Origin of the sequence: Teichococcus coralli (assembly GCF_009829925.1) — a bacterium.
In the GTDB taxonomy this organism is placed as follows: Bacteria; Pseudomonadota; Alphaproteobacteria; order Acetobacterales; family Acetobacteraceae; genus Pseudoroseomonas; species Pseudoroseomonas coralli.
In genome coordinates, this window is sequence record NZ_SNVJ01000040.1 from 1 (window position 1) to 12,614 (window position 12,614).

11 protein-coding genes are annotated in these 12,614 nt (G+C 68.3%); 5 read left to right on the forward strand and 6 right to left on the reverse strand.

Annotated features, from left to right (window positions below; all coding sequences use genetic code 11):
- Positions 1–6: 6 nt before the first annotated feature.
- From E0493_RS22225 to E0493_RS22235, 3 genes are all read right to left on the reverse strand, one after another.
- The gene (locus E0493_RS22225) at positions 7–819 is read right to left on the reverse strand and encodes an AI-2E family transporter (RefSeq protein ID WP_160939460.1); all 813 of its coding nucleotides are present in this window, start codon (positions 817–819) and stop codon (positions 7–9) included.
- A 128-nt stretch (positions 820–947) separates the two neighbouring features.
- Positions 948–1,124, reverse strand: a complete 177-nt coding sequence (locus tag E0493_RS22230; RefSeq protein ID WP_160939461.1) for a hypothetical protein — start codon at positions 1,122–1,124, stop codon at positions 948–950.
- Positions 1,115–1,471, reverse strand: coding sequence for a CoA-transferase (locus E0493_RS22235; protein ID WP_160939462.1), 357 nt, complete (start codon positions 1,469–1,471; stop codon positions 1,115–1,117). Before E0493_RS22235 ends, E0493_RS22230 begins: the two co-directional genes overlap by 10 nt.
- Before the next feature lie 628 nt (positions 1,472–2,099).
- Here E0493_RS22235 and E0493_RS22240 point away from each other — a divergent pair.
- Genes E0493_RS22240 through E0493_RS22260 form a run of 5 tightly spaced genes read left to right on the forward strand, consistent with a single transcriptional unit; the run spans position 2,100 to position 8,028 of the window.
- Positions 2,100–3,404, forward strand: coding sequence for a bifunctional enoyl-CoA hydratase/phosphate acetyltransferase (locus E0493_RS22240; RefSeq protein ID WP_235913976.1), 1,305 nt, complete (start codon positions 2,100–2,102; stop codon positions 3,402–3,404).
- Positions 3,401–4,576 (forward strand): acetate/propionate family kinase, encoded by a 1,176-nt coding sequence (locus tag E0493_RS22245; RefSeq protein WP_160939463.1) that lies wholly within the window; start codon positions 3,401–3,403, stop codon positions 4,574–4,576. Before E0493_RS22240 ends, E0493_RS22245 begins: the two co-directional genes overlap by 4 nt.
- Positions 4,577–4,587: 11 nt before the next feature.
- The gene (fabI, locus tag E0493_RS22250) at positions 4,588–5,382 is read left to right on the forward strand and encodes an enoyl-ACP reductase FabI (RefSeq protein ID WP_160939464.1); all 795 of its coding nucleotides are present in this window, start codon (positions 4,588–4,590) and stop codon (positions 5,380–5,382) included.
- Positions 5,383–5,415: 33 nt separating this feature from the next.
- The gene (locus tag E0493_RS22255) at positions 5,416–5,874 is read left to right on the forward strand and encodes a hypothetical protein (protein WP_160939465.1); all 459 of its coding nucleotides are present in this window, start codon (positions 5,416–5,418) and stop codon (positions 5,872–5,874) included.
- 3 nt (positions 5,875–5,877) lie between these two features.
- A complete protein-coding gene (locus E0493_RS22260) occupies positions 5,878–8,028 on the forward strand; it encodes a DUF3141 domain-containing protein (protein ID WP_160939466.1) in 2,151 nt (716 codons plus the stop codon).
- A gap of 95 nt (positions 8,029–8,123) precedes the next feature.
- On the opposite strand, the gene E0493_RS22265 is transcribed toward E0493_RS22260, so the two are convergent.
- From E0493_RS22265 to pflB, 3 genes are read right to left on the reverse strand one after another with little or no spacing between them, the layout of a single operon-like run.
- Positions 8,124–9,554: an alpha-amylase family glycosyl hydrolase gene (locus E0493_RS22265; protein WP_202397283.1), complete on the reverse strand. Its 1,431-nt coding sequence runs from the start codon at positions 9,552–9,554 to the stop codon at positions 8,124–8,126.
- The gene (locus tag E0493_RS22270; RefSeq protein ID WP_160939467.1) at positions 9,521–10,135 is read right to left on the reverse strand and encodes a 4Fe-4S cluster-binding domain-containing protein; all 615 of its coding nucleotides are present in this window, start codon (positions 10,133–10,135) and stop codon (positions 9,521–9,523) included. Before E0493_RS22270 ends, E0493_RS22265 begins: the two co-directional genes overlap by 34 nt.
- Positions 10,136–10,145: 10 nt before the next feature.
- Positions 10,146–12,407, reverse strand: coding sequence for a formate C-acetyltransferase (gene pflB / locus E0493_RS22275; RefSeq protein WP_160939468.1), 2,262 nt, complete (start codon positions 12,405–12,407; stop codon positions 10,146–10,148).
- Between the last annotated feature and the right edge of the window lie 207 nt (positions 12,408–12,614).

The following is a 12,614-nucleotide window of genomic DNA, read 5'->3' on the forward strand; positions in this document are numbered from 1 at the left end:
ATTCAGTCAGGCCGGAAACCGCTCTAGCGGCGCACCGATCTGGCTGATGGCGAGCAGCATGACCAGAAAGCCGAGCAGCCCCGGCGCCGGCAGGCCGGCCAAGACCGCGCCAAGGCCCATCAGGACGCCTTGGATGAGGGCCGTGCCGACCACGCCATAGGCAACGCTGCGCAGCGACCCGCCCGCCGCGTCCAGCGCCTCCGTTGCCATCGCGCCGCCAAGCCGGCGGACCACGTCGCGCAGGATGGCGCTCACCGTGTCACCATTGGTCCAGAACATGGCCGCCACGATCAGGGCCAGAATGAATTGCAGCACGCTGTCGGCCATGGCGCCGGCCGCGGCCACGAAGATCCGCCGGATCCATTCCGCATAGGGTTCCATCGCGGCGCGGAGGTCGCCGCCGCTTCCGGCAAGCTCCTGCCAGCCGCGTGCCAGGCGACTTCCCACCACCGGCAGGGAGAGTACCCAATCCGGCGGGGCGGCGGAGAGGGTTGCAAGCGTGGCCTCCAGCCGCAGCCCGGCTTCCGACAGCCGCGCGGCGAGGCGGGGCGCGGCGGCGAGGAGCGGCAGCCCTACCAGTAGGAGCGATGTGAGCAGCATCAGCACGGCGGTGGCCGTGTGGCCGATGCCGGCGCGGACCAGCATCCGGCGCAATGGCCAGGTGGCGATGGCGAGGATGGCCCCGAACAGCAAGGCGGTCGCGAGCGGCCTCAGCACGAGGACGACACCGAGGACCAGCCCTCCGAACAGCATCACGACGATCGTGCGTTCCACCACCGTGACGGTGCCGCTGGGGGCCGCCTCCGGCGCTGCCGGCACGGTGGCCGGCGCACCCGCGGCAGCCGGCGGCGCAGCGGACGGGCGGGGTGTCCTGAGCAACCAGCCCAAGCTTCCTGATCCGACTTGCGCCTGTTCGTCCGCCATCGCATCCTCCGCGCTGTTGTCAGTCAGCCGGGCGTTGCATCGCCTCCCGTCATTGCAGGCATCGGTGCCAGGCGCATTTCCGGCACCTCACTCGCGACCCGCAGGTCCGCGCCGGTGGCGGCGATGATTCGCTCCACCGTTGTGCCCGGGGCGCGCTCGCGCAGCAGCGATCCCTCCTCCGCCGGCTCGATCACCGCCATGTCGGTGACGACCAGCGTGACGCGGCGCGTTGCCGTTCTCGCTCTGGAAGGCGACCCTGATGCCGGGCGGCACATCGCGGGCCACCAGGGTCCGGCAGTCCGATGCCCAGGTTCACCAGCGTCCAGTCGTGCAGTTCGAGTGCCACGCGGCGCGCGATCAGCTTGCCGATGCCCAGACCAGGCCGCGCCGTGTCGTTGGCGATGATTGTCACGCCACGGGCGCCGCGGGCAACCAGCGCGTCGATGATGCGCTCTGGCGAGCCGACGGCGAGAAACCCGCCAATCATCAGGCTCGCCCCGTCGGGGACCAGCGCGGCCACATCGGCGGCCTTGATCGCTGCGCGCATGAGAGCTCCCTCTGCAAGAGGCGGAGCCGTCCGAGGGTGACCAGTGGCCCTCGCCAAGTCGGAGGCAGCATCGGGCCAAATCGCCCGATCCGCCAAGGCGGCACGCCTCGCGCCGCTGAGAATCCGTGCCAGCCTAACCAGCGTCCATGCGCCTGTCGCCGTCCGGCGCTATCGGAATTCGGCGCCTCTCGCTCTGGACGTCCGCGCCGCAGCCACCGCGCGAACTCGAGCGATCCTGCGGAACCAAATGATGCCTGCGCCATCGGATCTGGGCTCTCCCTCGCGAACGGCAGGTGTTTTTTGACATTCTTCATGCCTTGCCCACTGCGCAGCGGCAACGCGATGCTCTCCCCACGGGCGGCGAGAAGGGGATCATCAGCTCAGCCGCGCTTTCGATGGAGCCGAATTGCAGTCCCGCAGGAACCGGCCTGGCCACCCCCTGGGGCAGAAAGGCTGATTGCAGCCCGCGCAGTGAGCCTGCGGTACCGGCCGCTCCGCCAGCGCGGGGCAATCATGCGGCCGCTCTGGCCCGAATGGAGACCGGATCGTCGTGAGCACATCAGACGTGGCAACCGAAATGCTGACCGGCCTCGCACGGAGCAATGCTTTCGTCGGCCTGAATGCCCGCATGGATCACGTGCTAGAGGAACAAGGCTTCAATTTGGTGGCCGCACTGTTCGGTGCGCCGGAAGGTGACAAGGCTCACCTTCCCGATGCCGGATATGCGCTGATTGTCCATCGCCTCGTCCTGGACTTCATCGCTCGCCGCCTGCCTGGGCCAGGCTCCGAGGTACTTGCGCAGGAGTTGCGCTTTCTCGGCGATCCGGCAGTGGGCGACGGCATTACGGTTTCCGGCACCGTCACCGCCCGCCCCTCGGATGACACGGCGACACTCGGGATCGAGGTCGCCTGCCAGCGAGGAAGGCTGGCCGAAGGCACGGCGACGCTGCGCCTGCCGGCGCATCCGGTGAGCTTCCGGCCAGAGGGTCGACCCGACATCGTTCTGCACCGTCATCGTCACCTGGAGCACCTCATGGCGCGCAGTGCCGAGGCTCCGGCGTTAATCGCCGCGGTGGCATGGCCCTGCGACCGTGACAGCCTCCTGGGCGCGCTGCAGGCGATGGGGCACGGCGCCCTGCGCCCGATCCTCGTCGGGCCGCGGGCCGCCATCGAGGCCGTCGCGGCGGCCACGGATGCCTCGCTGGACGGTGCCGAGCTTGTCGAAGCCGAGGACCCGCACAGCGCGGCCGTGAGCGCCGTGCGCCTGTGCCGCGAGGGCCGCGCGGAAGCCCTGATGAAAGGCAGCCTCCATACCGATGAGCTGATGGCGGCCGTGGTGGCGCGCGAGGGGGGGCTGCGCGGCCTGCGCCGCATCAGCCACGTCTTCGCCATGGATGTCCCCACCTATCCCAAGCCGCTCTTCGTCACCGATGCCGCCATCAACATCGCGCCTGACCTCGCCACCAAGGCCGACATCATCCAGAACGCGGTGGACATGCTGCGCGCGCTGGGCGCCGAGAGGCCGAAGGTTGCGATCCTTTCGGCGGTCGAGACGGTGAACCTGAAGATTCCCGGAACGCTCGACGCGGCGGTCCTATGCAAGATGGCCGACCGAGGGCAGATCACCAATGCCGTGCTGGACGGACCCCTGGCCTTCGACAACGCCATCAGCCGCGCCGCCGCCGTCACCAAGAAGATCAGCTCGCCCGTGGCCGGGGAGGCCGACATCCTCCTCGCACCCAACCTGGAAGCCGGCAACATGCTGGCCAAGCAGCTCAGCTACCTCGCCGGGGCGGACAGCGCCGGCATCGTGCTCGGCGCGCGCGTCCCGATCATTCTCACCAGCCGGGCCGACAGCGTCACCTCGCGCCTGGCCTCGGTCGCCATTGCGCAACTGCTGGCGACGGCGCGGCGGAGAGGGAGCGGCGCATGAGCACCGACCTGTCGCTGTTCGGCGTGGTGAATGCCGGCTCGTCCTCGCTCAAATTCGCCATCTACGAAGCCGAATCGTGCCTGCTCTCCGGGCAGGTGGAGGGCATCGGCGTGCGCCCGGGCAGCAAGGCCAGGGATGCCGCCGGACAGCCGATCCCTGCCCCGGACGTCACCCGGCAGCCACCGGCAACACCCGCGGAGGCCCTGCTGATGCTGCTGCCCTGGCTGCGCGACCGGTTGGGCGGCCGCACGGTCTCGGCGCTTGGCCATCGCGTCGTGCATGGCGGGCCGCAGCATGCCCGGCCCGAGCGCGTGACCCCGGCCCTGCTTGAGCAGCTCACCGTTTTTGAGTCGCTGGCTCCCCTGCACCAGCCGCACAACTTGGCGCCCATCCGGGCGGTGCTTGAGCGCATGCCGCAGCTTCCGCAGGTGGCCTGCTTCGACACCGCCTTCCACCGATCCATGCCGGAGGTGGCCCAGGCCTTCGCGCTTCCCTACGCGATGACCGAGCGCGGGCTCCGGCGCTACGGCTTCCATGGCCTGTCCTACGAGTACATCGCCGGGCGCCTGCCGGAACTCGCGCCCGACATCGCCGCGGGTCGGGTCATCGTCGCACATCTCGGCAATGGCGCCTCGCTCTGCGCGCTGCAGGGCGGGCGGAGCGTCGCGACGACCATGGGCTTCTCGGCGCTCGAGGGCCTTCCCATGGGAACGCGTTGCGGCGAGCTGGACCCGGCCGTCGTACTCTTTCTGCTGGAGCGCGGCATGTCTCCGGCGGAGATCCAGGACCTGCTCTACCGCCGCTCCGGCATGCTTGGCCTGTCCGGCCTCTCCTCCGACTTCCGTGACCTGCTCGCCAGCCCCGAGCCCCGCGCCCGCTTCGCCCTGGAGGTCTTCGTCTATCGGGTGGCGCGCAGCGTCGGCTCCCTCGCCGCCGCCCTGGGCGGGCTGGACGGCCTGGTCTTCACCGCGGGCGTGGGGGAAAACGCGGCCCCCGTCCGCGCCGCGGTCTGCGAGGCGTGCCGCTGGCTGGGCGTCGAGCTCGATTCCGAGGCCAATGCCGTGCATGGCCCGCGCATCTCGCGGCCCGGCAGCCGGGCCGCAGCCTATGTTCTCCCCACCGACGAGAACCTGATGATCGCGCGCCACACGCGCGCGCTCGTCGCCACCTGACGAGGCCCGGCATGTCCGAGAGCTCTGACGAGCGCCGCCTGCCCCCCGTTCTGACCGGGCGCAAGGCACTGGTGGTTGGCGTCGCCAACGACCGCTCAATCGCCTGGGGCTGTGCGCAGGCCATGCGGCGCGTCGGCGCGGAGCTTGCGCTCACCTATCTGAACGAGAAGGCGCGCCTGCATGTCGAGCCGCTGGCGCGGCAGCTGGAGGCGCCGGTCTTCATGCCGCTGGAGGTGCGCGACAGCACCCAGGTAGATGCCCTCTTCGAGGCCATTTCCAACCACTGGGGCAAGCTCGATATCCTTGTGCACTCCATCGCCTTCGCCCCGCGCGAGGCCCTGCAGGGCCGCGTCATCGATTGTCCGCGTGACGGCTTCCTGGCGGCCATGGAGGTATCCTGCTGGTCGCTCCTCGACCTCGCGCGCCGTGCGGAGCCGTTGATGCGCGAGGGCGGAACGATCATCACCATGAGCTATCTCGGCGCCAACGAGGTGGTCGAGAACTACGGCATCATGGGGCCGGTGAAGGCGGCACTGGAATCCGCGGTGCGGTATCTGGCGGTCGAGCTTGGGCCGAAGGGCATCCGGGTCCATGCGGTCAGCCCTGGCCCGCTTGCCACCCGCGCTGCTTCCGGCATCCGGGATTTTGACGAGCTGATGGAGCGGGTCGTCGTCAGCGCGCCCACGCGGCGGCTGGTAACCATCGAAGAGGTCGGCGCGGCCTGCGCCTTCCTGGCCAGCCCTTATGCGGCGGCGATGACGGGCGAGACGCTCTACATCGATGGCGGCTTCCACATTCTGGCCTAGCGGCGCGGCCATAACGCGGCGAGGAGAAGCACCATGACGGACACGGCGGCGAGCGACTTCAGCGCGGAATCAATCCGGAACTTGCTCGGGCGCAAGCGGCAGGAGAAGGAGGAGGAACGCCGGCTCTACGAGGCGAAGATGAAGGCCGAGCGCGACAAGCTCCGCGCCGCCTTCATGGAGCGCGAAGTACAGCCCGAGGCGATCGAGCGTGTGGCGGCAGTTGTCTGGAAGGCGATCGAGGCGGGAGACAAGGAGGCCCTGCTCTTCCGCTTCCCCTCGGACTGGCTGCCGGACCAGGGACGCTCCATCACCAACCATGAATCGAACTGGCATGCGCATCTCGATGGCTTCGCCAAACGTGCCTATGACTATTACGAACGCGAGCTGGAGCCGCGGGGCTTCCAGCTCCGTGTGCAGATCCTGGACTGGCCGGGCGGGATGCCCGGCGACGTGGGATTCTTCATCCAGTGGAAGCATTCGGAGGAGCTATGACCGATGCCGCGGACACCGACACTCGCTGATTACCTCGACTATGCCGTGGATGTGACGCAGCGCAGCATCCTTTTCTGGGACACGATGCGGCAGCGCGGCAACGAGTATCTGCAGCACAATGCGGCGGGGAAGCCTCCGCTCCTGAAGTTCGGGCACGAGCTTCTGCTCGATGGCCGAACCCTGGAGCATCCGGCGAACTACGCCCTTCTGCGCATCCTGCCACGCCCGGATGATCTCCCCACCGATGAGGCGAAGCGCCCCTTCGTGGTGGTCGATCCGCGCGCCGGCCATGGCCCGGGCATCGGCGGCTTCAAGGAGGACAGTGAGATCGGCAACGCCCTCAAGGTGGGGCACCCGGTCTATTTCATCACCTTCCTCCCGGACCCCGTCCCGGGCCAGCGCCTGCTCGACGTGGCGCTGGCCGAGGCCCGCTTCCTCGAACTGGTGCGGCAGCGCCACCCAGAAGCGACGAGCGCCCCCTGCATCATCGGCAACTGCCAGGCCGGCTGGGCCATCATGGGGCTGGCGGCGCTGCGCCCGGACCTGCCCGGCCCGCTGCTGCTCGCCGGCTCGCCGCTGTCCTACTGGGCCGGCGCGCCGGGGCTGAACCCGATGCGCTACAGCGGCGGGCTGCTCGGCGGAAGCTGGCTTGCCTACCTCGCCAGCGACCTCGGGCACGGACGTTTCGATGGCGCCAACCTGGTACTGAACTTCGAGGCGATGAACCCCGGCAACACCTGGTGGTCGAAATACTACAGCCTTCTGGACAAGGCGGACACGGAGCCGCCGCGATTCCTGGAGTTCGAGCGCTGGTGGGGCGGCTACTTCCTGATGAACCGGGAGGAGATCACCGCAATCGTCGACCAGCTCTTTGTCGGCAACCAGCTCGCGCGCGGCGAGATCGCCTCCGCCGACGGCAAGCTGCGCCTCGACCTGCGGCAGATCCGCTCGCCGATCTGCGTGCTCTGCTCCTGGGGCGATGACATCACGCCGCCGCAACAGGCGCTGAACTGGATCCTGGACATCTATGCCTCGGACGACGACCTGCTCGCGCAGGGCCAGACCATCGTCTACAGCGTGCACCCGAAGGTCGGCCATCTCGGCATCTTCGTGTCGGGCTCGGTCGCGCGGAAGGAACACGCCGGCTTCGTCGAGCTGCTCGACCTGATCGAGGCGCTGCCTCCCGGACTCTACGAGATGCTGATCGAGGACAAGCGGCCGGAGATGCGGGGCGCGCAGCTCGTTCCGGACCGCTACGTCACGCGCTTCGAGCGGCGGAGCATCACCGACATCACCGAACTCTGCGGCGACCGTTCGGGCGAGCGACCCTTCGAGGTGGTGCGGCGCGTCTCCGAGGTGAATGCGGGCCTCTACGACGAGTTGATGGCGCCGGTGGTGCAGAGCCTCGCAAGCGAGCCGGCCGCCGAGCTCTCCCGCCGCTTCCATCCGCTGCGCGCCCAGCGCTGGGCGCTTTCAGACCTGAACCCGGCGCTCCTTCCCTTCGCCAGTGCGGCCCCGGCGGTCAAGGCGGCGCGACGGCCCTGCGCCGACGACAACCCCTACCGCGTGTTCGAGCGAGACATGGCGGCGGCCGTCGAGCGTGGGTGGGAAGCCGCCGCGGAGCTGCGCGATCGGATGGCGGAGCTGACCTTCAATGCCATCTACGCCTCGCCTCTCGCGCGTGCCGCAGCGGGGCTGGCCAGCGCGCCAGATCCGCAGCCGCTCGGGGCCGATCCGGTCCGGCGCGAGCTGGCGCGTCGCGAGGCGAAGGATCTGCTCGCCAGCGCCGACAAAGGCAGCCTGCGCGACGGCATCGTGCGCATCCTGCTCCTGCTGCTGAACGAGGGCGGCGCCATCGACGAGCGCAGCTATCGCGCGCTCCAGGCGGTGCGCCAACAGCTTCCCAAGCACCACCAGGCCTCGCCCGCCGAGATGCGGGAGGTCGCCCGCAGGCAGGCGCTGCTGCTGCGGGCGGACCGGGAAGCGGCCGTGCGAGGGCTGACGGCCATCTTCTCGCAGCCGAAGGACCGCAGCATGGCGGAAGCGGTGTTGCGAAAGGCGGCCGAAGCAGTCGGGGCGAAGATCGACATGACGCCCAAGGGCCCGATGGCCGTCCTGCTGAACGAGCCGGAGCCGTCCGCCAAGGCGGGCTGAGGCGGCGCGGGGTGGCAGCCCTCGCGCCGGCTGCTCCCCCGGGGGTCGCGCGGCCCTGCCCTCAAGGCGGCTGCGCCCCCGCCCGGCGGGACGGATCAGGGCGCAACCTCGATGGCGAAGAGATGGTAGCCATAGGCCGCCAGATCGAGATAGAGGCCATGGCCGACGAGCTCATCCCCGGTATGGCGATAGCGCGCGGGGCCAAGGAGATCGGCCACTTCCACCGGGCGTCCGGCCAAGTCGGGCAGCGGCAGGGTGATCCGGCATTGCCCCTGGTGGGACTGCAGATTGACCGCCACCAGGAGGCGCTCGCCACTGGGACCGGTCCACAGGCCGGCGATGAACCCGTCATGCGTCGGATTGCCTTCCCAGGCCGGCGCGGGCTCGAGCAGCCGCCAAGTGCCGTCGCGCAGAGCCGGGCGCCGCAGCACCGCCAGTAGCTGTCCGTAGAAGGCGGCAATGACGGGATCGCTGGCCTCGGCAGGTCTCCGGTCGAGGTGAATCGGCACGGCCTTGCGGCGCCCTTCGAGCTGCCCCTGGTGGAAGAAGCGGAGCCCGGGCGAGGCGAAGGTCACGACCGCGGCGGCCTGGTGCGCGTCCCAGGACATAATCTCTGCCACCCGCGGCATGTCGTGATTTTCTAGGAAGCGGACGAGATGCGACTGCCATGTGGCGTCGGCCCGGAGGTGGTCGTGCACGCCGTGCGCGTCACCGGCCAGGAGCCGGTCATAGAGTGTCTTGTCGTAGGAGTAATCGAAGCCTTGCTGGAGCATCACCGCTTCCAGGCCCCAGTAAACTTCGGCCCTGAAGACGAAGCCTGGGTTCCGCTCGCGGACCGCGCAGATCGCCCCGGGCCAGAACGGTGCCGCCGCACGACCCCAGCTTCGCTCGAAGATCTCGGAAAGGACCAGCATGGCCATGTCACAGCGCAGCCCGTCGCACAGCGCAGCGGCGGTGAGCAGTTCCCCCCGCATGGCCTCCTGCGTCGCGAAATTGCCGTGGTCGAGCTGGAGCGTGTCGGGCCAGGCCGGGAAGTACAGGTCGCGCCCATGCGCCAGCACCATGGTGCCCCGCGCAGTGCTCACCCTCCGATAGTTCTCCGGCTCGCGACCCAAAAGGGTCTCACTGCCGCGCAGGAACAGCTCTGGCCGTTCCGCGACCCAGGGGTGGTCCAGCGCCGTGTGGTTCGGAACGAAATCCAGCATCAGCCGCAGGCCACGGGCGTGCAGCCTCCGCCGCATGCGCAGCAGCGCGGCATCACCACCGATCGCGGGAGGCACGACGTAGGCGGTGATCGCAAAGCCGGAGCCGCAGATGTCGCGCTCCTGGAGGTCCGGCAGGAGACCCTCGAAGGCATGGCGCCACTCGGGTCGTGTCCGCGAAATGGCCCGCCCCGCCTCGCCGGTGCTCCAGGCGCCCAGCGCATAGATCCAGTCGAAGCCTTGCCTGGCCCACAGATCGAACTCCGCATCGGGGATGTCGTCCAGCGTCGCTAGCCGGCCGAGTTCGGACTCCAGCTCACGCAAGCGCAGCCGCAGATGGCGTTCAGCCGTTCGGCGAAGCGCAGCGTCGGCTTCAGCTCCGCTCCGGTTACCCTGCGGTATGTGGCGGGGTCGCCGCTCTTGATGTCGAGCAGCACCAGATCGACGTTCCGCAGGTAGTCGTCATCCGCACGGTGGCCGAGGAAGCCTGAGGTGTCGAGTGCCGTGTGCAGTCCCATCTCTTTCGCCGCGGCAAAGAGGCGGCGAGTAAAGCCCATCTGCACAAGCGGCTCACCACCCGAGATGGTGAGGCCACCGCCCATCGCCCGCAGCGCCGGCGCGAAGTCACCAAGCCGGCGGATCGCATGCGTCAGGTCGATCCGGGTGCCGTCCTTGATGTGCCAGGTGTCCGGATTGTGGCAGTACTGACAGCGGAGGAAGCAGCCGGACATGAAGAGCATGAGCCGCACGCCCGGGCCGTCCACCGTCGAGCCGGTTTCGAAGGAGTGCACCCAGCCGTAAGTCGTCTCGGCACCCTCGTAACCCTCGGTTTCCGGGGCATCGGGTGAGCGACCGGCGCGGAGGTCGTAGCGGCTCCCGACCTCCCCCATGGGGACTTCCAGCATAGCGGCCTCCTCAGTAGGAAGCGTGGAAGGTACGGCGGATGACGTCGAGTTGCTGGTCGCGCGTCAGTCGCACGAAGTTCACCGCATAGCCCGAGACCCGGATGGTGAGCTGCGGATATTTCTCGGGATGCTCCATCGCGTCCTCGAGCGTCTCCCGCGAGAGAACGTTGAGGTTCATGTGGAAGCCGCCCTGGCCGAAGTACATATCGAAGGCCTTAACTGCATTGCCGACAGCGGCCTCGGCGTCACGCCGTGCCATGCCGGGAGCGACCGAGACGGTGTAGCTGATGCCGTCCTGGGCGTCGGCGTAGGGCAGCCGCGCAAGGGAGATGCACGAGGCTAGCCAGCCGTGGCTGTCTCGACCATGCATGGGGTTGGCGCCCGGCGCAAAGGGCTCGCCCTTACGACGGCCATCGGGCGTGTTTCCGGTCGCCTTGCCGTAGACGACGTTCGAGGTGATCGTCAGCACCGATTGCGTGTGCACGGCACCGCGATAGGTGGGGTGCTTACGGATCTTCTGCATGTAACGTGAGACAATATCGGCCGCGATGGCGTCCACCCGCGAATCGGCATTGCCGAATTTCGGGAAGTCGCCTTCGATACGGTAGTCGACCGCCAGGCCCGCCTCGTCCCGGATCACGTGCACCTTGGCGTACTTCATGGCGGACAGGCTGTCGGCGACGACTGAGAGGCCGGCGATGCCGAAGGCCATGGTGCGCAGGATGTCGCGGTCGTGCAGCGCCATCTCCAGGCGTTCGTAGAAGTACTTATCGTGCATGTAGTGGATGCAGTCCATGGCGTGCACGTAAGTGCGCGCGAGCCACTCCATGGTCGCGTCGAACTTCGCCATGACCTCGTCGTAGTCGAGCCCGTCGGCCGTCACCGGAGCGGTCGCCGGCGCGATCTGCTCCCCGCTGACCTCGTCCCGGCCCCCATTGATTGCGTAGAGCAGCGCCTTGGCAAGGTTGGCGCGCGCCCCGAAGAACTGCATCTGCTTGCCGAGCCGCATCGCCGAGACGCAGCAGGCGATCCCGTAGTCGTCGCCCCAGTAGGGCCGCATCAGGTCATCGTTCTCGTACTGGATGGACGAGGTCTCGAAGCTCATCCGGATGCAGTAGCGCTTGAAGGCCTCCGGCAGGTTCTTCGACCAGAGCACGGTAATGTTCGGCTCGGGCGCCGCGTCGAGATTGGTCAGGGTGTGAAGCATGCGGTAGCTCGTGCGGCTGACCAGCGGGTGCCCGTCGAGGTCCATGCCGCCGACGCATTCGGTCGCCCAGTAAGGATCACCGCTGAACAGCGAGTCGTAGTCCGGGGTGCGCAGGAAGCGGACAATGCGCAGCTTCTGCACGAGCTGGTCGATCAGCTCCTGGGCTCCTGCCTCGTCCAGCGTGCCCTCGCGCAGATCCCGCTCGATGTAGATGTCAAGGAAGCTGGAGATGCGGCCGATGGACATGGCCGCACCATTCGCCTCCTTGATGGCGCCGAGATAGGCGAGGTAGGTCCACTGCACCGCCTCGCGCGCCGTCTCGGCTGGACGGCTGATGTCGCAGCCGTAGCGCTTGCCCATCTCGGTCAGGTCGACCAACGCCCGCATTTGCTCGGCCATTTCCTCCCGGCTGCGGATCACCTCCTCCGTCGGCCACATATCGTCGAGTTGCGCCCGCTCTTCGCGCTTTGCAGCGAGCAGCCGGTCGGTGCCGTAGAGTGCCACGCGGCGGTAGTCGCCGATAATGCGGCCACGTCCGTAGGCGTCGGGCAGGCCGGTGATGATTCCGGACTTGCGGCAGCGCAGGATTTCGGGCGTGTAGGCGTCGAAGACACCGTCGTTGTGTGTCTTGCGGTATTTGGTGAAGGCCTCATGCACCGCGGGGTCGGCCTCGAAGCCAGCCGCCTGTAGGCCGGACTCGACCATCCGCAGGCCACCGGCTGGGAAGATGGCACGGCGGAAGGGCTTGTCTGTCTGCAAGCCGACGATCACCTCGTTGTCGCGGTCGATGTAGCCTGGTGCGTGGGCAAGGACGGTGGAGGGTGTCGCCGCGTCCACGTCCAGCACACCCTTGCGCTGCTCTTCCTGGAAATAGGGCTGCAGCTTCGCCCAGACCTCCTCGGTGCGGGGGGTCGGGCCGGCCAGGAACGCCTCGTCACCGGAGTAGGGGGTGACGTTGCGGAGGATGAAGTCGCGCACGTCGATCGCTCGCTGCCAGCGGCCCTGCTCGAAGCCGCGCCAGCACCGCCCGCCAGCCTCAGCAGGGGTCAGGTTCACGCCTTCCATGGCACTCCCGTTCCCGTACGTTGCATTCTTGTGGCCAGCTCTTCACTCCATGATCGAGCTGGAATAAAGGCATTCTAAGCAGTGGGTAGGCCGGATGAGACCAAAAACGTTATCAAGAAAGAACGTTGTTCAAGGCCTGCTGCAGCACAGACGACGAGCGGTCGTGGGGTTGGGCTGCGGTCGTGCCCCCGGGCGTGGTGTAGGAGG

Bases quoted from the DNA above. Each gene is read 5' to 3' on its own strand.
- E0493_RS22270 (WP_160939467.1), bottom strand. From the start codon at position 10,135: ATGCTGGAAGTCCCCATGGGGGAGGTCGGGAGCCGCTACGACCTCCGC.
- E0493_RS22260 (WP_160939466.1), top strand. From the start codon at position 5,878: ATGCCGCGGACACCGACACTCGCTGATTACCTCGACTATGCCGTGGAT.
- fabI (WP_160939464.1), top strand. From the start codon at position 4,588: ATGTCCGAGAGCTCTGACGAGCGCCGCCTGCCCCCCGTTCTGACCGGG.
- pflB (WP_160939468.1), bottom strand. From the start codon at position 12,407: ATGGAAGGCGTGAACCTGACCCCTGCTGAGGCTGGCGGGCGGTGCTGG.
- E0493_RS22235 (WP_160939462.1), bottom strand. From the start codon at position 1,471: ATGCGCGCAGCGATCAAGGCCGCCGATGTGGCCGCGCTGGTCCCCGAC.
- E0493_RS22240 (WP_235913976.1), top strand. From the start codon at position 2,100: ATGGATCACGTGCTAGAGGAACAAGGCTTCAATTTGGTGGCCGCACTG.
- E0493_RS22230 (WP_160939461.1), bottom strand. From the start codon at position 1,124: ATGGCGGTGATCGAGCCGGCGGAGGAGGGATCGCTGCTGCGCGAGCGC.
- E0493_RS22255 (WP_160939465.1), top strand. From the start codon at position 5,416: ATGACGGACACGGCGGCGAGCGACTTCAGCGCGGAATCAATCCGGAAC.
- E0493_RS22245 (WP_160939463.1), top strand. From the start codon at position 3,401: ATGAGCACCGACCTGTCGCTGTTCGGCGTGGTGAATGCCGGCTCGTCC.